This is a genomic window from Paenibacillus sp. HB172176 (assembly GCF_011947265.1).
Classification (GTDB): domain Bacteria; phylum Bacillota; class Bacilli; order Paenibacillales; family Paenibacillaceae; genus Pristimantibacillus.
In genome coordinates this window covers 94,178-117,756 of record NZ_JAATHD010000010.1, presented here as the reverse complement: position 1 = coordinate 117,756, position 23,579 = coordinate 94,178, and the positions used below count along the sequence as shown (strand labels likewise).

22 protein-coding genes and 1 riboswitch are annotated in these 23,579 nt (G+C 53.4%); of the genes, 7 read left to right on the top strand and 15 right to left on the bottom strand.

Features of this window, described 5'->3' with window-relative positions:
- Window positions 1-59: 59 nt before the first annotated feature.
- A complete protein-coding gene (gene fic / locus HFP08_RS14955; RefSeq protein WP_168121396.1) occupies window positions 60-671 on the bottom strand; it encodes a protein adenylyltransferase Fic in 612 nt (203 codons plus the stop codon).
- A gap of 304 nt (window positions 672-975) precedes the next feature.
- On the opposite strand from fic, the gene HFP08_RS14950 reads away from it, so the two are divergent.
- Window positions 976-1,398 carry an SMI1/KNR4 family protein gene (locus tag HFP08_RS14950; protein WP_168121395.1) on the top strand — a complete coding sequence of 141 codons (423 nt, stop codon included), beginning with the start codon at window positions 976-978 and terminating at the stop codon, window positions 1,396-1,398.
- A 59-nt stretch (window positions 1,399-1,457) separates the two neighbouring features.
- Here HFP08_RS14950 and HFP08_RS14945 read toward each other — a convergent pair whose 3' ends face one another.
- The 12 genes from HFP08_RS14945 to spoIIR form a co-directional block, all read right to left on the bottom strand.
- Window positions 1,458-2,414: an ABC transporter ATP-binding protein gene (locus HFP08_RS14945; protein WP_168121394.1), complete on the bottom strand. Its 957-nt coding sequence runs from the start codon at window positions 2,412-2,414 to the stop codon at window positions 1,458-1,460.
- Complete coding sequence (locus HFP08_RS14940) at window positions 2,411-3,415, bottom strand: ABC transporter ATP-binding protein (RefSeq protein WP_168121393.1); 1,005 nt, start codon at window positions 3,413-3,415, stop codon at window positions 2,411-2,413. The genes HFP08_RS14945 and HFP08_RS14940 overlap by 4 nt, the downstream gene beginning before the upstream one ends.
- 33 nt (window positions 3,416-3,448) lie before the next feature.
- Window positions 3,449-4,393: an ABC transporter permease gene (locus tag HFP08_RS14935; protein WP_168121392.1), complete on the bottom strand. Its 945-nt coding sequence runs from the start codon at window positions 4,391-4,393 to the stop codon at window positions 3,449-3,451.
- A 3-nt stretch (window positions 4,394-4,396) separates the two neighbouring features.
- On the bottom strand, window positions 4,397-5,332 hold the full coding sequence (locus HFP08_RS14930; protein ID WP_168121391.1) for an ABC transporter permease: 936 nt from the start codon (window positions 5,330-5,332) through the stop codon (window positions 4,397-4,399).
- Window positions 5,333-5,456: 124 nt separating this feature from the next.
- Complete coding sequence (locus HFP08_RS14925) at window positions 5,457-7,151, bottom strand: peptide ABC transporter substrate-binding protein (RefSeq protein WP_168121390.1); 1,695 nt, start codon at window positions 7,149-7,151, stop codon at window positions 5,457-5,459.
- Window positions 7,152-7,918: 767 nt separating this feature from the next.
- Window positions 7,919-9,166 carry a serine hydroxymethyltransferase gene (locus HFP08_RS14920; RefSeq protein ID WP_168121389.1) on the bottom strand — a complete coding sequence of 416 codons (1,248 nt, stop codon included), beginning with the start codon at window positions 9,164-9,166 and terminating at the stop codon, window positions 7,919-7,921.
- A 40-nt stretch (window positions 9,167-9,206) separates the two neighbouring features.
- The gene (locus HFP08_RS14915) at window positions 9,207-9,818 is read right to left on the bottom strand and encodes a TIGR01440 family protein (protein WP_168121388.1); all 612 of its coding nucleotides are present in this window, start codon (window positions 9,816-9,818) and stop codon (window positions 9,207-9,209) included.
- A gap of 26 nt (window positions 9,819-9,844) precedes the next feature.
- The gene (rpiB, locus tag HFP08_RS14910; protein WP_168121387.1) at window positions 9,845-10,303 is read right to left on the bottom strand and encodes a ribose 5-phosphate isomerase B; all 459 of its coding nucleotides are present in this window, start codon (window positions 10,301-10,303) and stop codon (window positions 9,845-9,847) included.
- Between the two features lie 202 nt (window positions 10,304-10,505).
- A riboswitch (ZMP/ZTP riboswitch) is annotated at window positions 10,506-10,586 on the bottom strand.
- A gap of 142 nt (window positions 10,587-10,728) precedes the next feature.
- Window positions 10,729-11,313: a low molecular weight protein arginine phosphatase gene (locus tag HFP08_RS14905; RefSeq protein ID WP_206109254.1), complete on the bottom strand. Its 585-nt coding sequence runs from the start codon at window positions 11,311-11,313 to the stop codon at window positions 10,729-10,731.
- A gap of 31 nt (window positions 11,314-11,344) precedes the next feature.
- Window positions 11,345-11,905 carry a manganese efflux pump MntP gene (locus tag HFP08_RS14900; protein ID WP_168121385.1) on the bottom strand — a complete coding sequence of 187 codons (561 nt, stop codon included), beginning with the start codon at window positions 11,903-11,905 and terminating at the stop codon, window positions 11,345-11,347.
- A 117-nt stretch (window positions 11,906-12,022) separates the two neighbouring features.
- Entirely contained in the window at window positions 12,023-13,204 is a 1,182-nt protein-coding gene (locus HFP08_RS14895) for an L-threonylcarbamoyladenylate synthase (RefSeq protein WP_346768738.1), read from the bottom strand.
- Window positions 13,205-13,318: 114 nt separating this feature from the next.
- On the bottom strand, window positions 13,319-14,110 hold the full coding sequence (gene spoIIR, locus HFP08_RS14890; RefSeq protein ID WP_168121384.1) for a stage II sporulation protein R: 792 nt from the start codon (window positions 14,108-14,110) through the stop codon (window positions 13,319-13,321).
- A 600-nt stretch (window positions 14,111-14,710) separates the two neighbouring features.
- Between spoIIR and HFP08_RS14885 the strand changes: the two genes are divergently transcribed.
- The 6 genes from HFP08_RS14885 (at window position 14,711) to HFP08_RS14860 (ending at window position 20,902) form a co-directional block, all read left to right on the top strand.
- Window positions 14,711-15,847, top strand: a complete 1,137-nt coding sequence (locus HFP08_RS14885; RefSeq protein ID WP_168121383.1) for a sigma-70 family RNA polymerase sigma factor — start codon at window positions 14,711-14,713, stop codon at window positions 15,845-15,847.
- Window positions 15,844-16,536: a response regulator transcription factor gene (locus HFP08_RS14880; RefSeq protein WP_168121382.1), complete on the top strand. Its 693-nt coding sequence runs from the start codon at window positions 15,844-15,846 to the stop codon at window positions 16,534-16,536. The genes HFP08_RS14885 and HFP08_RS14880 overlap by 4 nt, the downstream gene beginning before the upstream one ends.
- A complete protein-coding gene (locus tag HFP08_RS14875) occupies window positions 16,529-17,647 on the top strand; it encodes a HAMP domain-containing sensor histidine kinase (protein WP_168121381.1) in 1,119 nt (372 codons plus the stop codon). The genes HFP08_RS14880 and HFP08_RS14875 overlap by 8 nt, the downstream gene beginning before the upstream one ends.
- A gap of 598 nt (window positions 17,648-18,245) precedes the next feature.
- On the top strand, window positions 18,246-19,166 hold the full coding sequence (locus tag HFP08_RS14870; RefSeq protein ID WP_168121380.1) for a M15 family metallopeptidase: 921 nt from the start codon (window positions 18,246-18,248) through the stop codon (window positions 19,164-19,166).
- Window positions 19,167-19,398: 232 nt separating this feature from the next.
- Entirely contained in the window at window positions 19,399-19,836 is a 438-nt protein-coding gene (locus tag HFP08_RS14865) for a carboxymuconolactone decarboxylase family protein (RefSeq protein WP_168121379.1), read from the top strand.
- Between the two features lie 712 nt (window positions 19,837-20,548).
- Window positions 20,549-20,902, top strand: coding sequence for a VOC family protein (locus HFP08_RS14860; RefSeq protein ID WP_168121378.1), 354 nt, complete (start codon window positions 20,549-20,551; stop codon window positions 20,900-20,902).
- A 93-nt stretch (window positions 20,903-20,995) separates the two neighbouring features.
- On the opposite strand, the gene prmC is transcribed toward HFP08_RS14860, so the two are convergent.
- The gene (gene prmC, locus HFP08_RS14855) at window positions 20,996-21,955 is read right to left on the bottom strand and encodes a peptide chain release factor N(5)-glutamine methyltransferase (RefSeq protein WP_168121471.1); all 960 of its coding nucleotides are present in this window, start codon (window positions 21,953-21,955) and stop codon (window positions 20,996-20,998) included.
- Window positions 21,956-22,471: 516 nt separating this feature from the next.
- Complete coding sequence (gene prfA, locus HFP08_RS14850) at window positions 22,472-23,548, bottom strand: peptide chain release factor 1 (protein WP_168121377.1); 1,077 nt, start codon at window positions 23,546-23,548, stop codon at window positions 22,472-22,474.
- Window positions 23,549-23,579: the final 31 nt, after the last annotated feature.

Below are 23,579 nucleotides of genomic sequence, written 5' to 3'. Positions count from 1 at the left end.
CGCAATCTCAACTATTATAGCACTGCCGCTCGAGCGTTGCATCAGGAGAAATATTAGAATCATTCAGCAAGGTTTTCCGTCCTATACACGTTATAACCCTCATAATGATAGCTTGCGTCAATACCTTTCATATAAACTTCACGATCATTGATCTTATCTGTAAGGGCTGCTTGTAGAAGAATCTTGATTTCGACATCCTTAACAGGGCTTCTTTCCATGGCAAGCAGGTAATCGTCTTTTTCAACTTTGCTCCAGTCGACAACTTGCTGTATTTCTTTCTTCAACATGGAATCCAGCCATATTCTCGCACTTCTGCCATTGCCTTCTCTGAAAGGATGAGCCACATTCATCTCAACATATTTTTTTATCATTTCATCAAAGGTGGATTGCGGCATCCTTGAAATATTAATGAGCGCAGCTTCAAGATACATAACAGGCACAAAACGAAAATAGCCCTTTGCAATGTTTACTCCACGCACTTTTCCAGTGAAATCGTAGATTTCTCCGAAGAGATACCTGTGAATTTCAGCTAAAGCCTCGAATGTTCCGGCCTCGAAAGAATCTAACAAACCTGATTCAAACATTTCAAGAGCTTTTTTCTTGCTGACTTTCTCTTCAACATGAGCTAGCTCTGAAGAATCAGTTAATCCTAACTTGTTTTCTAAAACCATACCTTCATCCTCCCGTCAGCCGACCCAGGTAATCGCATCCAGATTATAATATTTTGTTTTTGTTTTTTATGATACCATAAACAGAAACATCAGACGTTGAGCTTCTGGCACCTCTTCCTCTCATGCCGCAATTCCAAAACATACTTATTTAACATCCTGGTGGGCGGCTTACTAAGAAAAGAAATGATGTGATGAGCAAATGTCAAAAATCCTTAAGGCCTTAACAGGATTAAAAACTCGGCTTTCTGAATCAAATTCAATCCAGACTCAGTTCACAGACGGGCAAGTACGGTGGGTTTCCTTCGTGTTTAATGCTGAAGCTAAAGAAGAGGATATTTCGCATTTTTTTGAAAGCCATCAATGGACAATCCCCGATGACTATAAGCAATTCTTACAGCTTCATAACGGAGCATGGCTTTTTACGCATCCCGAATATGGCGGTGGTATGAATATTTTTAGTATGAGTGACATTATTCTTTTCCGCACGGATTATGAGTATATGTTTCCTGAATATTGCTATCCCATTGCAATGATGGATTGTGCAATGATTCTAATTGATACTCATGCGCAACGAGCCGGAAAGAGCTATTTATTTTGGCAGGATTGTGTCAATACAAATGAACGTGCGGTTGATTTAAAAATGAATTTCGAAACCTGGTTAGAGTTATTTATTATTTCGCAAGGAAGCGAGTTCTGGTTCTGGCCTGACCATATCCCTCCTCACTAACAAATAAAGCATACAGCAGCATTCTAGTTTGAATGCTGCTGTATGCTTTATTTTGTTCCTTAGGCATAGTGACAAGAAGCGAAGTGTCCCTTCTTGATCTCGAGCAGCTTCGGCTCGTCGGTCTTGCATTTGTCCGTAGCGATCGGGCAGCGCGTATGGAACTGGCAGCCCCGCGGCGGGTTGATCGGACTCGGCAGATCGCCCTTCAGCACGATGCGCTCGCGCTCGGCCTCGACCTCCGGGTCGGGGATCGGAATGGCCGACAGCAGCGCTCGCGTATACGGATGGCGCGGATCTTCGTACAGCGCGCCGCTCTCCGCAAGCTCAACGACCTTGCCGAGGTACATAACGGCGACGCGGTCGCTGATATGCTTGACCATCGACAGATCATGCGCGATGAAGAGGTAGGTCAGCCCCAGTCTGCGCTGCAAATCCTGCATCAGGTTGACGACCTGAGCCTGAATCGACACGTCGAGCGCCGAGATCGGCTCGTCGGCGATGATGAACTGCGGATCAACAGCAAGCGCGCGCGCGATGCCAATCCGCTGACGCTGACCGCCCGAGAATTCATGCGGATAACGAGTCGCATGATCGGCATTCAAACCAACGAGATCGAGCAATTCCTCAACTCTGCGTTTGCGCTCCTTCTTGCTGCCCGCCAATCCATGAATATCAATCGCCTCGCCGATAATATCCGTAACGGTCATCCTCGGATTCAGCGACGCGTAAGGATCCTGGAAAATCATCTGCATATTGCGGCGCAGCCCCTTCAGCTCGGAGCCCTTCAGCTTGTAGATATCCTTGCCGCCAAAATTAACACCGCCGCCGGTCGGCTCGTACAGACGCATAATGGTGCGTCCCATCGTCGACTTGCCGCAGCCGGACTCGCCGACAACGCCTAGCGTCTCGCCGCGGGCAATGTTGAAGCTGACTTCGTTGACAGCCTTCAATATTTTACCGCCGCCGACATCGAAGAACTTGCGCAGGTCATTCACTTCCACGAATGGCTGGCTCATACCGGCACCTCCCGCTTCGCGTACGGATGAAGCATCCAGCACGCCGCTTCATGGGAGTCGCTGCCCTTGATGGCATGCAACGCGGGATCATTATCCACGCAGATCTTCATCGCTTCGTCACAGCGGGCGCAGAAGCTGCAGCCCTTCGGCGGCTTGATCAGGTCCGGCGGCGTGCCGAAGATCGGAATAAGCGGCTCGTCCTTCTTCTGGTCAAGCCTCGGCAAAGAGCGGAGCAGACCTCTCGTATAGGGATGCTGCGGATTTTTGAAAATTTCCCATTTCGTCCCTTGCTCCACGATCCTGCCCGCGTACATCACAATGACCCGGTCGCAGACATCGGCCACAACACCGAGATCATGCGTTATTAATATAATCGAAGTGCCGAGCCGCTCCTGCAGATCCTTCATGACGCGCATGATCTGCGCTTGAATGGTCACATCGAGCGCCGTGGTCGGCTCGTCGGCTATGAGCAAGGATGGATTGCAAGCGAGCGCAATTGCGATCATGACGCGTTGGCGCATGCCGCCGGAGAACTGATGCGGATACTGCTTGATGCGCGCTTCCGGATTCGGAATGCCCACTAAGCTCAGCATCTCGACCGCGCGAGCCTGCGCCTTCGAGGAGCTGACGCCCTGATGCTTGACGAGACCTTCCATAATCTGAGCGCCAACCGTCAAAGTCGGGTTCAGCGAGGTCATCGGGTCTTGGAAGATCATGCCGATCTTGTTGCCCCGAACCTTCTGCATCTCCTTCTCCGACAGCGTCAGCAGCTCCTGTCCTTCGAACTTGATCGAGCCATGCTTGATACGGCTTGGCGGAGACGGATTAAGACGCATAATCGTCTGCGCCGTCACGCTCTTGCCCGAGCCGGATTCGCCGACGATCGCCACCGACTCGCCCTTCTTCACATGAAAGCTGATATCGCGAATCGCCTGCACTTCGCCGCTGTAGATATCGAATGACACGCTTAAATCCTTTACTTCCAGCAAGGTCTTCTCCACTCTTCATGACCTCCTCTCGAGCATTACGTTCTATTATTTCTTCAGCTTCGGATCGAATGCGTCGCGCAGACCGTCTCCGAATACATTAAAGGCAAAGATCGTCAAGCTCAGCAAAGCCGCCGGGAACAGAAGTCTCCACGGATACAGGCTCATCGCCTTCACACCGTCGTTAATCATCGTTCCCCATGAAGCGACCGGCGACTGCACGCCGAGGCCCAGGAAGCTGAGAAACGCTTCCGTGAAGATGGCGCTCGGCACGGTGAGCGTGAGCGTAACCAGAATCGGTCCCATCGCATTCGGAATCAGGTGGCGGAAAATAATGCGGAACGCGCCCGCGCCAAGCGATTTGGACGCAAGAGCATACTCCTGATTCTTGAGCTGCATAATCTGTCCGCGAACAATCCACGCCATATTAATCCAGCCCGTGATCGACATCGCGACGATAATCGTGAACAAGCTCGGCTCCATCACGACCAGCAGCAGAATGACAACGAGCAAATAGGGAATGGAATAAAGAATCTCCGAGAACCGGTTCATCACTTCATCCACCTTGCCGCCGAAATACCCCATGATGCCGCCGTATACCACGCCGATAACTAAATCAATCAATGCCGCGATGACCCCGACAAAAAGAGAGATGCGCGCGCCCATCCATGTTCGGACGAGCATATCCCGTCCAAGATCATCCGTGCCGAACCAGTGCTTGCCGTCCGGCGAAGCATTCGTGTTGGACAGATCATTGGTATAATGATTGTTCGGCGAAAGCCATGGAACAAGCAAAGCAAGCAAAATCATCAATACAATAATCCAGAAACCGAACATAGCGAGCTTGTTCTCCATCATGCGTATCCGAATATCCTGCCATGCGGTCAAGGATGCGCGGCCGATTTGATCTGCGTCCTTCTCATCCCGCTTCAGCTTCTCGAACATATCGGGCGTTACGACGCCCGCGCTTTCTTGCATCATTTTCTCTGCCATTAGCTATTTCCCCGCCTTTCCGCCGGAAACTCGCATGCGCGGATCAACAAACACATAGGCGACATCCGACAGGAATCTCGTCCCCATCAGAAGAATCGCGTAGAATATCGTAATGCCCATGATTAATGGGTAGTCTCTATCTATGACACTTTGAACAAAGAACTTTCCAATACCCGGTATCGCAAAAATCTGCTCCACAACGACGGAACCTGTAATAATTCCCGCTGTCAGATAACCAAGATAAGTGACAACTGGCAGCATGGAATTCCGAAGCGCATGCTTCACAATAATGACATAGCCGGAAAGTCCTTTGGATTTAGCCGTTTTAATAAAATCCGCGCCTAATACTTCAATCATGGTCGATCTCAGCAGTCTTGCAATGAAGGCGATTGGCGCCGATGCCAGCGCAATCGTAGGCAAAACATAATCCATCGGTTTCTCTAAACCGTTAACGGTGAAAATTTGAAATTTGACGCCAAAATAGTACTGCATAAGCGGAGCAAGCACCAGGCTCGGAATCGCCAGGCCGATAACCGCGAGAATCATGGCGATATTATCGATCAGCTTACGGTGATACATCGCGGCCAGAATACCAAGAACACAGCCGACGATAAGCGATGTAATAATGGCCGAGATGCCTAATCGCAGCGAATAACCGAAGGAGCTCGCGATCATTTTGTTCACGGATTGAAACTTCTTCTTCATAGAGATGCCCATGTCTCCGTGAGCGAGATTGCCCAAATATTTGCCGTATTGCACAATAAGAGGCTGATCGAGCCCGTAATAGGCCTCGAGATTCGCCTGCACCTGCGCGCTCGGAGCCTTCTCCGTCTGCAGAGGGCTTCCCGGTATCGCGTTCATGAGCAGGAAGGTGGCGCTGACCAGGATAAACAATGACAGAAGCATGAATACAAACTTGCTCAGAATGTAGCGAACCAAATCATCACCCACTTCCAGGTCTTTGTAAGCATTTCAAGAGGGTATATATAGGGATGCTATATATACCCTCTTGGAGGAATGCGTTCGTTAAGCGCAGCGTTAGGGTTCGCGCAGCTTAATGGACTTATTTGATGCTGCCATGCACCCAGTCCAGGGTGCCGGCATAATCGGATACAACGCCCTCGACATTATCCTTCTTCAAGGTTACCGTTGTGTAGTAGTACAGGGGCAACGCGCCCATGTCATCAGCGAAAGCGATCTTCTCGGCTTGAGCGATCTTATCCATACCTTCGGCGATATCCGTTGTCAGCAAGGAATCATCAAGAAGCTTGTCCACTTCCGGATTGTTGTATTTGCCGTCATTGTTGCCGGATTTCGAGTAGATCAGGTCATACGTGAAGTTGATCGGATGGTTGAAGTCGGCTCCCCAGCCGGAACGCGCTACATCGAAGCTGCCTGCTTTTCTGGTTTCCAGGAATGTGCCCCATTCCTGGTTCGCCAGCTTCACTTCAACGCCAAGATTACGACGCCACATATCCGCAATGGCTTCAGCAATTTTCTTGTGATTGTCATCGGTGTTGTACAGCAAAGTGATTTCCGGAAGGGCGGTCAAGCCGTCTTCTTCCATACCTTTGGCAAGCAACGCCTTCGCTTCGGTCATATCCTCTTTGAAATAATCCGTGTCCGGATACATGTCGCGGAAGGATTTGCCCTCTACGCCAGCGATACTCGGCGGCACAAGACCGTAAGCAGGCTGTTGGTTCGCTTGAGTGACATTGTCGATCAGGTTCTGACGCTCAACCGCCATCGCGAACGCTTTACGGATATTGGCGTTGTCGAAAGGAGCCTTCTGCGTGTTGAACAGATAGTAATAGACGGATGCGACAGGAGTGATCTCCGCTTTGCCTTCGTCAACCAGCTTCTTCGTCAGGTCGGCTGGCAGAGAGCCTGCTTGAGCGCCGATCCAGTCGATCTTGTCCGTTTCGAACATGTTGTAAACGGTGTTGTTGTCTTCCACCAGAGACATCGTCACAGTAGTGAAGTTGATGTTGTCCGCATCATAGTAATCCGGGTTCTTCACAAGCACCAGCTTGGAGCCGTGCTCCCACTTATCCAGCAAGAAAGGACCGTTAGAGACGATTGTCTTCGCATCTGCCGCCCAATCCGGCTTGCCGTCTACTACGGCCGGATCGACAGGCAGATAGGAATAGTGAGCGAGCAAGCTAAGGAAATACGGAGCCGGTTTGGTCAGCGTCACTTCCAGCGTATGCTCGTCGATTGCTTTCGCCCCCAGCTGCGAAGTGTCTGAGATATCGCCGGAGTTGATTCCCTCAGCATTGTTCATGTAATACAGCATGTAAGCATAGTCAGCAGCCGTCTCGGGCATCAAGGTGCGCTGCCAGGAATAGACGAAGTCTGCTGCAACGACTGGGTCGCCGTTGCTCCATTTCACATCGTCGCGCAGATGGAACGTATACGTCTTGCCGTCTTCCGAGATATCCCAATCCTTCGCGATCGCCGCTTGCGGCTCGCCGGATGAGTCCAGTCGAGTCAAACCTTCATATAGACCTTGGGCAACGATACCGGATTGCGCGTCCTTCATTGTCGCAGGATCCAGGCTCGGAGGCTCGCTGCCGAGCGTGAAGCGGAATTCCTGCGCCGCTTTTGATCCGCCGTTATTCCCCCCATTGTTGGTATTGCCGGTGTTCGTGTTGCCGGAATTTCCGTTGTTATTGTTCGAGCATGCAGCAAGCAGCATGCTCATTGCAACAACAAGAACTAACATGAACTGTGCCGATTTCTTGTACGTACCCTTCATGAACATCAACTCCCATTTCTATATGATTTTTTGAAGCCAAGGATAAGGAAAAAAGAGGTAAAGAAATATATATGTAATGTTTATTAACATCAAATTCATATTTCTTTAACGTTAAACAATATACAACTCCATTTGAACAATTGTCAATCTTTGATTTGAGCGAAAATCTTTCCATCCGCCCTATTACTGTTTCCTTTCCAAGAAAATTTATGTATCTGTCGAAATACCGCTTTAATGCGGGTTTTGTTTAATGCTTTAGCCCTTCAATGCGGGTTTGCTGAGATGCGTTCTAATAGTAGCAAGTGTATGTTTTAAAGCTTGTTTGCTTTAACGCTTGCCGGTTTTATCGCATTTCCTCAACAGGAAAATTTCACGTTCTGGTCTCATATTCAATATTAACGATTACATAATTGGCATTATTAGTAATTAATACAAGGATATATTAGTTATTTTTAAAATTAATTATTTTCCGATTACTTAGTAAAATTCGTATAAATAGGTCCTTGGAAATATATACCCCGCGTCCTTAAAGCCGAATCAGAGAGAAGCGGCCGGATCTCGCTGAACAAATCAGCTGTCTTCGAGCTAAAACAAAAAAGCACTGTCCGCCTTCCCCGAAGGGAAATCGACAGTGCTTCATTTGCAGCAATGCATGGAGCCGCTTAGCGGCTTAATCGTTTATTCATAGCGCGTTTGAGCCTATACCGTGCGCATGCTTTACCTAGACAGCACATTCACCTTACTTTCTTGCTAACTCTCCTGCTCTCCTAGTAAGCCATGCCTTCGTAAAGCGGGAATTGGGCCGTCAGGTCGCGCACCATGCCGGTCGCCTTCTCAAGCGTAGCCGAATCCTCAGGATTCTTCAGAACCAGAGTTATCACTTCAGCGATCACCTTCATGGCTTCTTCGTTCATGCCGCGAGCCGTTGCCGCCGGCGTACCGATCCGGATGCCGCTTGTGACGAACGGGGAGGTAGGATCGAACGGAATGGCGTTCTTGTTCACTGTAATGCCGACTTGATCAAGCACATGCTCGGCAACCTTGCCCGTAATGTTCAGGTTGCGCGTATCAATCAGCATGAGATGATTATCCGTGCCGCCCGACACGATGTTGATGCCGTTCGCCATGAGCGCCTCGGAAAGCACCTTCGCGTTGTTCACCACTTGCTGCGCGTATTGCTTGAAGGAAGGCTGAAGCGCTTCGCCGAACGCCACCGCCTTGGCGGCGATAATATGCATAAGAGGTCCGCCTTGCGAGCCGGGGAATACCGCTTTGTCGATCGCAGCCGCCCATGCTTTGCGGCACAGGATCATGCCGCCGCGAGGTCCGCGAAGCGTCTTATGCGTTGTCGTTGTCACGAAATGCGCGTGAGGCACCGGGCTCGGATGCAAGCCGGCAGCGACCAAACCCGCAATATGCGCCATGTCCACCATGAACAACGCACCCACGTCGCTAGCGATTTTGCCAAGCTTCTCGAAATCGATAATGCGCGGATACGCGCTCGCTCCTGCAACAATCATGCGAGGACGATGCTTGAACGCCAGCTTGCGTACCTCTTCATAATCGATGGTGAAGGAATCCTCTTGAACGCCGTAAGCGACAAAGTTGTAAAGCAAGCCGGAGGCGTTGACCGGACTGCCATGCGTCAGATGGCCGCCATGCGCCAGATTCATGCCGAGCACTGTATCTCCGGGATTAAGAGCGGCCAGATAGACGGCCATGTTCGCTTGCGCGCCGGAATGCGGCTGCACATTCGCGTGCTCGGCGCCGAACAATTCCTTCGCGCGGTCGCGGGCCAGGTCCTCTACGATATCCACATGCTCGCAGCCGCCGTAGTAGCGCTTGCCCGGGTAGCCTTCTGCATATTTATTCGTCAGCACGGAGCCCATTGCCTCGAGCACCGCTTCGCTCACAATGTTCTCGGAAGCAATCAGTTCAATGTTGTCGCGTTGACGACCAAGCTCAAGTCCTAGTGCTTTCAATACCTCTGGGTCTTGCTTGCGTAAATGTTCCATGTCTCAATACGTCCTCCTTTTTATGAATGAACCGTCTATCTCATTCGCAGTGCCGCGCGGCTTGACCCGGCTTCGTTGCTTCTTCTGCAGCGTATACCGCTCTCGCTCCGCCTATCAGCTTCGGCCTTGTGATGGCCATCGTCACATGAGCGGATCCGATCATCTTGATCGACGGCCTGATCGGCACCGCTACCCGCTTCAGATGCATGCCGATGAACGTATCGCCGATATCGATGCCGGCGTGAGCCTCAACCGATTCGACCAGACACGGATCTTCCAAAGCAGTGTACGCGTATGCCGCCATAGAGCCTCCGGCAGTCGGCACAGGAACGGCTTGAACAATCGGCAGACGATAATGCTCGGCAGCGGATCTCTCGATAACCAATGCACGATTCAAATGCTCGCAGCATTGGAAGACGGATATGAACGGAATGTTATTCCTCACGGACTCGATGCCGGCATAGATAGCCGCCGCCGTCTCCAGCGCTCCCGAGGTGCCAATTCGTCTACCGATAACTTCGCTGGTGCTGGTGCCGATGACAAGCAGCTCGCCAACCTTCAGCTTACCCGCTTCCGCCAGCTCCCTGACAACCCTCTCCACTTGAAGCGTAATATCGTAGCTGTTCAACTTCCCATGTTCAGGACTCATCATCGCAGGATGCCTCCTTCCCTGTTCGCTTATGGATGCAGGTTATATTTCTGCTCGATCTGCGCAACCTTGTTCAGTCTGCCTATATGCCGCTCTCCGTTCGAGAACGGCGTCTCCAGCCAGGTGCGGATAATTTCCTGAGCAACGCCCGGGCCGATTACTCTCTCCCCCATGGACAGCACATTCGTATCATTATGCTCTCTTGTCGCCTTCGCCGAGAAGAGATCATGCACCAGTGCGCAGCGGATGCCCGGGAATTTGTTCGCCGCAATCGACATGCCGATGCCCGTACCGCAAATCAGCACGCCGCGCTCCGCTTTCCCGCCTGTCACCATCTCGCAGACAGGCAGCGAATAATCGGGATAATCCACCGATTGCTCGCAGCTGCAGCCGACATCCTCCACTTCATGGCCTAGCGATTCGATGAAAGGCACCAAAATTTCCTTCAAGCGATAACCGCCGTGATCGGCGCCAATTGCAATTTTCATAGGGATCACCTGCTTCTCAAAGTTTGGTAATAAATGACTTCTCATCAAGAGGAATAGTCTACCGCTAGTATACCTTGTTTGCCCGCATTTGACTAAGGTTCGACAATACCATGTCCTTCATCCTGCGCAATGAAAGTCTGTAATCGTCGAATCGCCCCCTTGAAATGAAAAAAAAGAGCAAAACATGCCATTACAGCATGCTGCTCTTTGCCCAGGCGACCGGCCGTATATTCCAATGCTCCACCGTGGTTGCCCACTTCCGTCGCCAGTTACATTGGATACCGTGTATATGGTCATTATCATAGCTCAACTCCGCGAATAAATCAATCCATCGCAGGCCCAAATCGACATCCCGCCAAATAAGAGCATATGCGCGGCGCCGGCTCGAACAGACGAGACGAAGGCTGAAAAAAAACCGGACCCCGTCACTGGCCCCGTCTGGTCAGCTTGTCGAGCAATTGCCGAACAGCCTCCTCAATTTCTTCCGAGGTTGCGTCGTATAGCGATTGCGGCCCGCCGAAAGGGTCGGCAATATCGAAGCTTGGAATGCGTCTCTCCAGCTCCAGCAATCTGCCCCGTTCCTCTGGGGTCAGCTGCCCGCCAAGCGCCGCTTTCATCTGCATCTCCGTATACAATTGCTCCATCTCGCTAATATCGGCCAGCACCGATTCGTCCTGATTGGCGAACTCCTTCAAGGTGTAGACCTTGTCCACGGAGGCCGGATGCCTGTGTATAAGATCCCGCTTATGTCCGGATGTCATCGTAAGAATGAGATCCGCCCAATTAATCGCCTCAGCCGTCATCGCCCTCGATGTTCCCGTATGATCAATATCTCTGCGACGCAGCGTCTCCAGCGTCTGTCTGGAGACGGGCAGGCCGTCCACAGTCGATACGCCGGCCGAACGAACCGCGAGCGTTATTCCCCGCTGCCTCGCCATCTGCCGCAGCAGAGCTTCCGCCATCGGCGAACGGCAGGTATTGCCTGTGCATACGAATAATATCCGCTTCAAGCTATCGCCTCCTTCGCTTGACCTTTCGCAATCAGAAGATAAATAGTAGTCCGAACAGCAATAAAATCGCGCCGCCGCACGCTTCTCCATAGTCGCCCAAATTGCCGCTGACCTTTCTTCCGAGAAGCAAGCCAAGCACAGACATCAGCGAGCCAAGCATGCCGAAAAGCAGAATGGTCATCCAGAGGCTCGCGGAGAACATGCCCAAGGTTATGCCGACCGAGAAAGCGTCGACGCTCACGCTCAAAGCCAGAATAAGCAGACCTGCCAAAGACTGGTGGTTGAACGAACGCGCCTCCTCGCCCTTCAGCGAGCTGTAGATCATCTGACTCCCGAGCAGCACAAGCAGCACGCCGGCAACCGTAGTGGCAACATGTCCAAGAAAACCGCTTACGAATTGACCCGTCAGAACGCCGCCAATAGGCATAAGAACATGGAAAAGACCGATAACCAGCCCGAGCTTCAGCACGTCAAGCAGCCGAATGCCCTTGAGACCAATGCCCAGTCCTAATGAAAAAGCGTCGAATCCAAGAGCCGTTGCTATGATGAGCAGCGTCAGAAACTGCCCGGTGTCAAAATGAGCATCGATCACAGCCTATCTCCCCCAAATCCGCCTGCATTCTTAACCAACATATGCGGAAAAGGGGACAAACATACTTATTTTCGAGATAAGTCCGACTTGCATTTCATTTCGTGTAAATAGTTCTGATTACACTTGTACGACCCGGTAGCCCGATGCCTTCAGCATTCGATTCTCCAAAGCTTCCCCGATGCCGTCTCCTTGACTTGCCTCGGCCCAGATCCTCGACACTTCCTCGGCATCGAATTGCCTGAGAGCCGCGTATAAGCGCCGGGCCGCTTGGTCGAGCCGAAGCTCGCTTCCGAAGTCGAGCACCATGTCCGCGCGATAGCCGGAGACATGCTCCGAGAACGCCAGCACGCCGGTCTTCAATCCCGCAAAATTCGCCTCATCGATCTGCTTCTGAATATACGCTTGCATCCGCTCGGCGCCGCCCTTCACCAACGTCAGCTCGCCCTTCGGCGCGTAGTGCGTATACTTCATGCCGGGCGAACGGGGCGCCTCCCGCAGCTCATGAGGCCCGCTGTCCTCGGCTGTAAGCACCCGAACATGGGGGAAAGCTTGCCGCAGCTCGTTTTTGCCGACGCCCCCAGGTCTTAGAATACGAATCGTCTCCTCGTCTTCCAGCTCGATCACGGTCGATTCCAAGCCCAGGCCCGAAGCCCCGCCGTCGATAATGCCGTCAATTCTTCCGCCCAGATCAAGGCTCACATGCTCCGCGAGCGTCGGACTCGGCCTGCCGGAGCGATTGGCGCTCGGCCCGGCGACAGGACAATCCGCCAGCTTCAGGAACTGAAGCGCAATCGGATGACTCGGTATCCGTACGCCGACTGTTCGAAGCCCTGCGGTCACTAGCGGGGAGAGCGGGGGCGAGGAGACTGCTGCGCAGTGATGCGGCAGGAGGTCGTCTCCCACCGCTTCATCAGCTTCCGCCGGCACAGTCTCCTTCGATACTGGCCCATTCGCTACCGTCTCCAGCAACGGCAGCACGATCGTCAACGCCCCCGGCCAAAATCTCGCCATCAGCGCCGCCGCCAGCGGCGGATATGGCCGGACGAGCTCCCGCAGCTGCGCCGGATCGGCGATATGAACAATAAGCGGATTGTCCGACGGGCGGCCCTTCGCCCGGAAAATAGTCTCGACAGCCTTGCTATTCCTCGCGTCCGCGCCAAGCCCGTAGACTGTCTCCGTCGGAAAGGCAACGGTGCCGCCTTCCCGTATCACGTCTGCCGCTTCCCGGAGCAGCTCTTCGTTCCGATGTGCGTCTTCGTCATTCATTTGCCAAATTCGCGTATCCGTCGTCATCATCATTCAAACCTTGCTTTCTCCTAGGCTGTATACTTGACACCATTATAACACACAGCCCGTTTCATGCGAGCATGCTTGATAAGCGCCCCGGGATACAGTTGTTGCGGAACAGCGTATTTACGAGAATAGGGATACAATCCAAGCGATAAGCTTCTTGATCATTTCCCACAAGAAGAACTTCACGTCAGGCGTCTCGCCAACATCTTGCTTCTGCGCCTTGGCCCCCGATTCGTCTGACAACGGCTTAATGACCGGCTTCGCGTCGCTCTTGGACGTCTGCTCCTTGACCTCGGCCTTCCCTTGCGCCGTCTTCGCGGAGCTTCCGTCAGCGTCAGGCGACGCTGCATCGGCAGAAGCCGCCGAAGCTTCGCCCGTTGTCGCATCCATGAAGCAGAGCGGCGGGAACAGCACGCACCACCAATTCTGCCCCGCGCCATCGCCAATCGTAATCAGCAACGCTTCATACTCGCCTGCGGGATACACTTTGTTGCCGTATATTTTCGTAGGGAAATCGACATTTCCCAGTTGTATCGTCGACGTGTAGCCAAAGCCTCTGCTTGCGAGCACATTCCCCGCAATAGCATTCAGCTCATCCATATGCGAACGAATCGTAGCACGCGCCTCTTCAATCGTCTGCGGGCCCGTCGCCCAGGAAGCCATGGCCTTCACGACCTCGTCGCGAACCAGACGCTTCACAAGCTGATCGGACGGAGAGTCCGAATTAGCCAGAATGCGTAATCTAATCGCTTCTTGCGGAATATCCGCACTAACAATCGCAGCGTCCATCTTGCCGGCTTCCCAGCTCATAATTAGAATAATAATAGCAAAAACGATGAACCCATAGGATTTGCGATAAGGAAAACGGTAAGTATGGCGATACGGATAAGATTGGGTATAATAATGGGACATCACACAAGCTCCTCTCGCGCACCCGCCGGTGCGTCTGCTTGCGTTCCGGAACGTCTCTATCCGTCATTATGCCCGCGATGAGGAATCTATAAACCTAGTAAACCGAAGTCTATTATCCCTTCGCTTGGGCGGCATGGGAGTTTGGAGTTGGCGGGTATTGTGGGTAGAGCAGAATTGGGCAGGATTTCGGCAGGATTGGCTTGTTTGACCGGAGTGTGGGTTGGATTCTGCGATAAATCCTGCAATTATCCATCCATTTTTCAGATTAGAGCGTAAATTTGAAGAATTGATGCAAATATCCATTAATTCCTGCATCTTTTTACTTGAGCAGTACTTTCAGCAGAACATTCCTGTATATATGCAGCATTTTACTGTCTTTGAGCCAACCTCGTTAAAATGATGGATATATGCAGGAATTCCACTTGTGCATCTGTGTACCTGGGGATCTGTGGATCTGTGTACCTGTGCGTCAGTGAAGTACCTGGGGAGCTTCGCAAGATCTTCCAGCGGCTGCGGATCAATCGTTCAGCCCCGTGGACCTTCGCACCCTGGCCATATCAACAAATCAGATCGTCCGAATAAAAAGGAGAGTTGATCATCATGGCAATCTCGACAACGGATTATGAGGCATATCGCCCCCTGCTCCGCACGCTTGCTTACCGCATGTTGGGCTCTGTTGCCGAAGCGGAGGACATTGTGCAGGATGCGCTTGCCGATTATTATCTTCGAACAACGGCTGCGGCGTTAGAGGCACCGGCGGAGAGGAGCTGCGTCAAGAGCCCTGCCGCCGTCAAGCACGAGAAGGCGTATCTAATCCGAATGGTCACCAATCGCTGCATCAATCTGAAGCAATCCGCGCGCGTACGCAGAGAGCAATATGTGGGTAATTGGCTGCCAGAGCCATCGGTCAGCTATATGGACGCGAGCAGCGGCTTTCGGGATCCCGCCGACCAGATTGAGCGGAAGGAGTCGATTACCTATGCGATGCTGGTGCTGATGGAGGAGCTGTCGGGCGTAGAGCGTGCCGTATTCCTGCTGCGCGAGACGCTCGGTTACGACTATGCCGAGATTGCGGATATCGTTCAAAAGTCGGAGACGAATTGCCGCAAGCTGTTCAGCCGCGCGAAGGAGAAGCTCGCGAAGAAGAACACCAACCTGTCCGAGGCAGACAGTCAAAGACGCGCGAATCACATGGGAGGGATATCGAATGGCCATGCGGCCAGAGGAGAGGCAGGCCAATCTGGTAGCAAGGAAGCAGGAGAGGGGAGCGGAGACTGTGCCGACAAGCAAGATAGCAGGCTCGCCGACGAGCGGATTGGGGGATTCGCTGACGGAGCGAGCCAGAGCAAGGTGACGGCGCTGGCCCACACCTTTATCAGCGCCCTCGACAGCGGAAGCTTCGACCAATTGATCGGCCTGCTCGCAAAGGATGCCGTCCTTACCACGGACGGAGGCGGCAAGGTCAATGCGGCGATCTTCCCGATCTACGGCAGAGATCGCGTAATCGCCTTCTACGAAGGCGTTCTTCGCAAGAATCCGCTGTTCGAAAGCTATTCGTTCGCCGACGTAAGCGGCCAGCCGGGCATTGTGCTGTTCAGCGGCGAGGAGACGACCAATGTCGTGACGTTCGGGCTTGACGAGGCCGGCAAAATCGACCGCATCTTCATGATCCGAAATCCCGAGAAGCTTGCGCATATCTCCAAACCCTCAGTGACGGAAGGATTGAAGCGATCATGAGCGCGATCACGATTCTCATCGCCGATGACGAGAAGGAAATCGCCGGCCTTGTGGCCATGCATCTGGAGAAGGAAGGCTACAGGACTGTTATCGTCGCCGACGGCGAAGCCGCTGTGGAAGCCGTGCGTTCCCAGCGAATCGATCTCGCCATTCTGGACATCATGATGCCTGCTCTGGACGGCCACGAGGCGACAAGGCAAATCCGGGAGCAGAATGGCCTGCCAATCATGTTCCTAAGCGCGAAGACGACCGATCTGGACAAAATCACGGGACTCGTGCTCGGAGCAGACGACTATATGACCAAGCCGTTCAACCCGATGGAGCTGGTCGCGAGAGTGAAGGCGCTGCTTCGCCGATCCCTGCTTCTGAATCCGCAATTGCAGGAGCATCCTTCGGCGATCGAGTCAGGCGGTTTGCATATCGATCCCGACAAGCGAACCGTGCAGGTCTTCGGCCAACCCATAGAACTCACACCCAAGGAGTTCGACATCCTGCTGCTCCTCGCTCGCCATCCGAAGAAAGTGTTCAGCGCGGACAATATCTTCCATCAGGTATGGGGAGAATCGTATTACGAGAGCGACGGCAATACGGTCATGGTCCATATCCGCACGCTTCGCAAGAAGCTGGGCGAGGAGAAGAACCATTTTATCAAAACCATCTGGGGAGTAGGGTACACGTTCAATGAATAACGGGATGCGCAGCTTCAGATCGAGAATGATAGCGTGGCTGGGACTCAGCATGCTTGTCTCCGGCGTCATTACCTATGCGCTCTACAAGGCTCTGCAATACTATTACCGCGAAAACGCGAGATATGGCGATCCGGTCGCCTACTGGCGCAGAATGATTAAAGAGGTCGGCGACGTCAACTTCTTCCTGATCGTCTTCGTGCCTTTGTCCATCCTGTTCTTCTTCCTGTTCACCAATCGCTATGCCTCTTATTTCAACAGCATCTCATCCGGCATTCATAATCTTGCCGTCGGCAATTTCCAATCACGCGTCGAGCTGCATTCCGGGGATGAATTCGAGACGATTGCGGAGGATATCAACCGGGCGAGCGCACAGCTCAAAAAAGCGGTGGAACGCGGAGATTTCGCCGAAAGCAGCAAGGATCAGCTTCTGCTCAATCTGGCGCATGATCTGCGCACGCCGCTCACCTCCGTGCTCGGTTATCTGGACTTCCTGCTGAAGAATGACGACCTGACGCCGGAGCAGATCCGGCATTACACCACCATCGCCCACACGAAGTCGCTCCGCCTCGAGAAGCTGATCGAAGAGCTGTTCGGGATCGCGAAGATGAACTACGGCATGCTCTCCATCGAGAAAAAGCCAATCGATCTCAGCGAGCTCCTGCATCAGCTAAGCGAAGAGATGTACCCCGTCTTCGAGAAGAATCGTATCTCCGCCAGGCTTCGCGCAGCGCCCGGAATCATCGTTGAAGGCGAAGGCGAGCTGCTGGCGAGAGTATTCGAGAATCTGGTTATGAACGCCGCCCGGTATGGCAAGGACGGACAATTCGTCGATATCGAGGCTCGTCTGGAGAGCATAGAGGAGGAGAATGCTGCTGCGGCTGTTGTGCAGGTCATCAATTACGGCCATGTTATCGCAGAAGAAGAGCTGCCCCTTCTCTTCGACATGTTCTACACGGGAGACAAGGCGCGGTCTCCGCAGGAGGGCGGCACGGGACTCGGATTATTCATAGCCAAGAACATCGTCGAGCAGCATGGAGGAACGATCACCGCCGACAGCAGCATTACCCGCACCGTCTTCGAGGTTCGGCTTCCGGTCCGTACAAATGATTGAAGCATGCAGCAACCTGGGCAAGACACACGCCTTTGCGCTCCGTCTTCCTCCATCGCATACCGCTAATCAAGGTGAAACGGCTACGGCATCCTTCGAAAGCAGCAACTTGTTCTAAAACACCTTAATACCAGAGGGACGGACTTTTTATCCTCTTAGCCAACCAAACGAGCGAAAAAACAACGGGATTAACCCGTTAAGAGGCGAAAAGGAGGCTGTCAATTAATTGTGGACCACCTTCTTGTGGAACACCTCAGCCAGTTCCGCATTTGAAGCTCTAGCGCTGAAAATCAGCGCTAGAGCGCATGTCGGGGCGTCAACCGAGGCTGCTGCGCTGAAAATCTGCGCTAGAGCGCATGTCGGGGCGTCAACCGAAGCTGCTGCGCTGGTAAGCAGCATTGCAGCCCAGTCCACAGTTAATCGACAGCTTCGAAAAGATTCGTTAAAAATCCGGGCTAGCTAAAAAGAGCTTCTAAGGTTCGGAAAAGTCCGTTATAGTCGCAAGCCTTCATAAAGGTTAAGAAAAATTTTAGAATTTCCTCGTTTTCTTTTAAAGAATTCGGCCTATTCTTGTGAAAACAACGTTTAGGAGCTGTTTCGCATGAAAAAATGGGGACTCGCACTTAGCCTGATCTTGTTGGTCGGATGTCACGCTTTCGATTCCAGCAATAATGCGGCTATTCAGACCCGCTCAGGATCAACTTCCACGAACACCCAGGGGCAGACGAATAACACCGCATCGTCAGTGGCGCCAACGAAACCAGGTACCGGGACTCAGAATAATACCGAACGGATAAAGATTGAAGAGGAGCAAATATTCAGAGGCAATCTGGTGCTGGTCAATCAGCAATTTCCCGTCCATGAAGTAGGCGTGCGGCAGGATATTGTGAAGGTTAATCGGCATTTGGACACCTATCCAGGTCTGGCGTTGTATGATGCCACGATCCGAATGTCGCTCGAGGTTCTCGGTCAATACGCCGCTATGGTGGATGCCGCTGGCAGCGATAATGTCAATCATTTCATGATTACCAGCGGCTATCGGGACGAGGAGGAGCAGACGGCGCTCTTCGAGCAGCAAGGCGACGCCTATGCTTTGCCTGCCGGCCATAGCGAGCATAATCTGGGAATGTCGCTCGACATCGGTTCTACCCTGATGGAGATGGAGCATGCGCCCGAGGGCAAGTGGCTGAAGGAGCATGCAGCGGATTACGGCTTTATTTTGCGCTATCCTCCCAATAAATTCTCGGTAACCGGCATCAGGTACGAACCCTGGCATTTCCGCTACGTCGGGCTTCCGCACAGCAAGATCATGAAGGAATTGAATCTCACTCTGGAGGAATACCTGGATAAGCTGAAGGACAAGAAGAGCCTTACGGTCGAGGTCGACGGACGAAGCTACGATATTCGCTATGTGCCCGTTACGGGCAGCGCGACGGTCGAGCTTCCGGAGGAGCATGATTATACGATTTCAGGCAATAATAGCGATGGCGTTATCGTGACGATCTCGCTGTCGCAGGCTTAGGCACGCTTCGACGGTTCGATGCCCGAGACTGCCTATTGGGGCGCTTTGTTGAATAATTGCATTTTTTTTCGAGCTTTCTCTCAAGGCGTGTCACAAACGACCTTGCTGCTTTGTCTATATAGCAGAACCGCAAACAAAAGCACTGCCCATTCCACCGGCCGCCGGGGTCGCGAACCCGGAGACCTGTGCACGGGGCGGCGGTTCCAATACCATGTCTGGGAGTGAGAATACAATGGAACAAAGAATGGAAATCGGAAAAGAAATACCGAAAGGCTACCAAGCGATGGCCGGCCTTGAGGCTTTCGTTCAATCATCGAGCCTGAACAAAACCATTATCGAACTGATCAAAATAAGAGCATCCCAAATCAATGGCTGCGCTTTCTGTATTAATATGCATACTAAGGATGCCCGCGCAAAGGGCGAAACAGAGCAACGCATTTATGCGCTCAGCGCCTGGAGGGACACGAATTTCTTCACGGAGGAAGAACGCGCCGTGCTGGAGCTGACGGAGTCTGTCACGCTGATCTCCGGCCGCCATGTGTCGGATGAGGTATACAACGGAGTAGCCCGCTTCTACGATAACAAGGGCATCGGCGAGCTAATCATGGCAATCGTGACGATTAACGCGTGGAACCGCATCGCCATTACGACGCAGATGCTTCCGGAGTAAAGACTGAGAGCCGGAAAACTGGGATAGCTCGAAATCGCAGCTAGAAGAGCTCGGTATCATTGTATGGACGCAATGATCAGCAGCAACGGATCTTGCTGAGGCTATCGATTCGTTAATCACCAACCTGTAGAGCATCTCGGCCGGTACCGCTTTTGAAGTTGCAGCGCAGAAATTCAGCGATAGAGCGCTCGTCGGACCGTGCGCCGAGGCTGCGGCGCTGAATTTCTGCACTAGAGTGCTCGTCGGACCGTGCTCCGAGGCTGCAGCGCTGAATTTCTGTGTTAGAGTGCTCGTCGGACCGCGCGCCGAGGCTGCAGCGCTGAAATTCTGCACTAGAGTGCTCGTCGGACCGTGCTCCGAGGCTGTAACGCTGAATTTCTGCTTTGTAGCCCTTTCCACAATGAATCGACAGCCTCTTTGCTTCACCTTAGAAACGAGATTGCAACGCCGCGGCTGAAGCTCCATTAGTGCTGGACGGCGACACTTGGGCTACATTAGTGCTGGAAAACAGGTAAGAATCAGCCTCTGATGATTGAAACATCCGTTAAACTCCGGTCAGCCGTTCATGCCGGTTTTCTTAGACTAACGAAGGCCGCAAGTACCACTTCATCGTGGCGCTTGCGGCCTTCCCTTCTGCGACAGGGATGATCGCGCTCTGTATGATACTATGGTTAATATAACCATATCCACATTCTGATTCTGGAGGCGAACCATGAAGGTGAAAAGAATCGTTGCCAATATCCATGCGGAGCATCCCGAGAAGGCCAAAGCCTTCTATGAGGATGTGCTTGGACTCCAATTGTTGATGGATCACGGATGGATTCGCACGTATGGATCTGACGAGAGCATGAGCGTTCAAATCAGCTTCGCCGAACAGGGCGGATCAGGCACGACCACGCCCCATCTGTCGATTGAAGTAGACGATCTCGACGCGGCGTTCGAGGGCATGAAGCGAGCCGGATTCCCCATTGAATATGGTATTGTGTCAGAGCCTTGGGGCGTTCGGCGCTTCTTCGTCCGCGATCCCTTCGGCAGGCTTGTCAACATTCTCGAGCACGAGCAATGAAATAACGGCCCTCAGTGTCAAATGCGCTGCAGGCACGACAACAAAAATGATGATCGCTCGATGAAACGACTGACGGCTTGACGGCTCTGGGGACTATTCCGCGCTTCGAACCGCCACGATATGACGGTCGATCCCGCCGTAATCCCGAATAATGCGGATGTCGTCCCAGGCCTCCATCCGCTCCATCCACTCGGCGACAATGGCCGGCTGGCCGATGCCTAGCTCGAAAGCGACGATGCGCGGGATTCGCGAGAGTCCGCGCAACTGCTCCAGCATGCGGCGATAGGGATCGAGCCCGTCCTCGCCGCCCGCCAGCGCGAGATGCGGCTCGTAATCCCGCACCTCGCGCTGCAGCCCGCCCATATCCGCCGCCGGTATATACGGCGGATTGGATACGAGCACGTCGATGCGCATGCCCGCGTGCTCCGTGTTATCGCTCCCGCCGGCCAGGAACGGCGCGAGCAGGTCGCCCTGCGCGAACGCCATTCGGTCCGCCGCTCCGTGGCGGGCCGCGTTCGCGCGGGCGACGTCAAGCGCGTCCGGGGACAGATCGGACGCGCACAGGCGCCAGCCCGGACGCTGCGCAGCAAGCGTCACGGCGATGGCGCCGCTGCCCGTGCCGACGTCGACGACCGTCGGCGCGTCAGCGCTTGGGCGCGCGGCCGACGCGGGCGCGCCCTCCTCTGCAGCGGCGTCGGGCCACAGCCGGTCGGCCGCCGCCAGCACCGCCTCGACGAGGAGCTCCGTCTCCGGGCGCGGAATAAGAACGGCCGGCGTGACCGCGAACGGCCGGCCGTAGAACCACTGCGAGCCGATCATGTACTGGATCGGCTCGCCAGCCGCTTTGCGCCGCAGAAGCGCTTGCCACAGCTTCCCCTTCTCCGCCGGGAAGGGGTCGTTCCAGGCAAGCAGCAGCGCCGCGCGCTCCACCCCCAGCACATGCATGAGCAGCAGCTCCGCATTGCTACGAGCCTCATCCACCGCCTGCGCTTCGAGCCAGGCGGACGCCCCCGTCAGCGCTTCCCTTATCGTCAGCGGCAGCCGAAACCACATGGGAGCGCCGCCCCGACACTCCTGCAACGTTCCTGATTCCACCTTCAATTCGTCCCGCTTCTCGTATTCATCTCCAGCAACCTGCCCACCAGCCTTCTCATCCACAACGAACACCTCTTCACTTCCAAATACTCCGCAATCACAAGAGCCCTAACCTGTTTCAGGAGTGAAAAGATGCTAATATACATGAATTTGGCGAATATAACGCCATAATCGAGAAAAAGATGCGATCATACATGAATTCACAGCATATATCCCTTCTTTACTCTCTCACACACAAAACTCCTGTATATTTGCATCCTTTTACCCCATCACACGCCATTCAACAAAAAAACGGTATATCCGCATCTTTTCGGCTTCCGCCACCCCATCATCATCTTCTACTGACCTACAGAAAAAAGCCAGCCCGCCGCAGCCGCTCGCTCAAGCGAGGCGGCAACCGCGAACCGGCCCCAAGCCTAATCTTCCCTGCCCCTCCTGCCGTCAAATAAATAATCGGCTTGCCCAGGCCAGGCGTTAAATTCCCATCGTCTCGCGTTCCATCAGATCGGCCTGCTCGGCAATCGTCAGCGACGAGATGATCTCATCCATGTCTCCGTTCATGACCGAATCCAGCTTGTGAAGCGTCAGATTGATGCGATGATCCGTCACACGGCTTTGCGGGAAGTTGTAGGTGCGAATCCGCTCGCTGCGATCGCCCGTCCCCACCTTGCTCTTGCGCTCGCTGGCATATTTCGCTTCTTCCTCTTGCCGCTGCGCGTCGGCAATGCGCGCGCGAAGCACCTGCAGCGCCTTCGCCTTGTTGTCATTCTGCGATTTGCCGTCCTGGCAAGTCGCCATGATGCCTGTCGGCACATGAAGCACGCGAACGGCGGATTTCGTCGTATTGACGGACTGGCCGCCCGCGCCGCTGGAGCAGAACGTATCCACGCGAATATCCTTGTCGAAGATTTCCACATCCACCTCTTCAACCTCCGGTATAACCGCTACCGTCGAAGTCGAGGTATGAATCCGTCCGCCGGATTCCGTCACCGGAATGCGCTGTACGCGATGCGCTCCGCTCTCATACTTGAGCTTGCTGTAAGCGCCCTTGCCGTTCACCATGAAAATAACCTCTTTGAAACCGCCGAGATCATTTTCGCTGAAATCCATCAATTCCACGCGCCAGCCCTGCGCATCCGCGAACTTCGTGTACATCCGGTACAGCTCATAAGCAAACAGCGCCGCTTCGTCGCCCCCCGCCGCGCCGCGTATCTCCACGATCACGTTCTTATCGTCGTTCGGATCCTTCGGCAGAAGCAAAATGCGAATTTGCTCCTCCAGCTCGCTCTTGCGGCCGGACAGCTCATCGATCTCCATCTTCACCATTTCGCGCATCTCATCGTCCAGCTTCTCGCCTTGCATCAGCTTGGCGTCGTCGAGTTGTTCAGACACCTGCTTATATTCAGTATAGGCATCGTAGGCCTCTTGTAAGTCCGACTGTTCCTTGGACAGCTCTCTAAGCCGCTTCGGATCGCTGGATACATCCGGATCGCATAACAGCTCGCTCAGCTTCTCGTATCTGTCGGCAAGTGCTTGTAATCGATCAAACACTGTCATTCACCTCTTGTTTTCTTCCTATAGG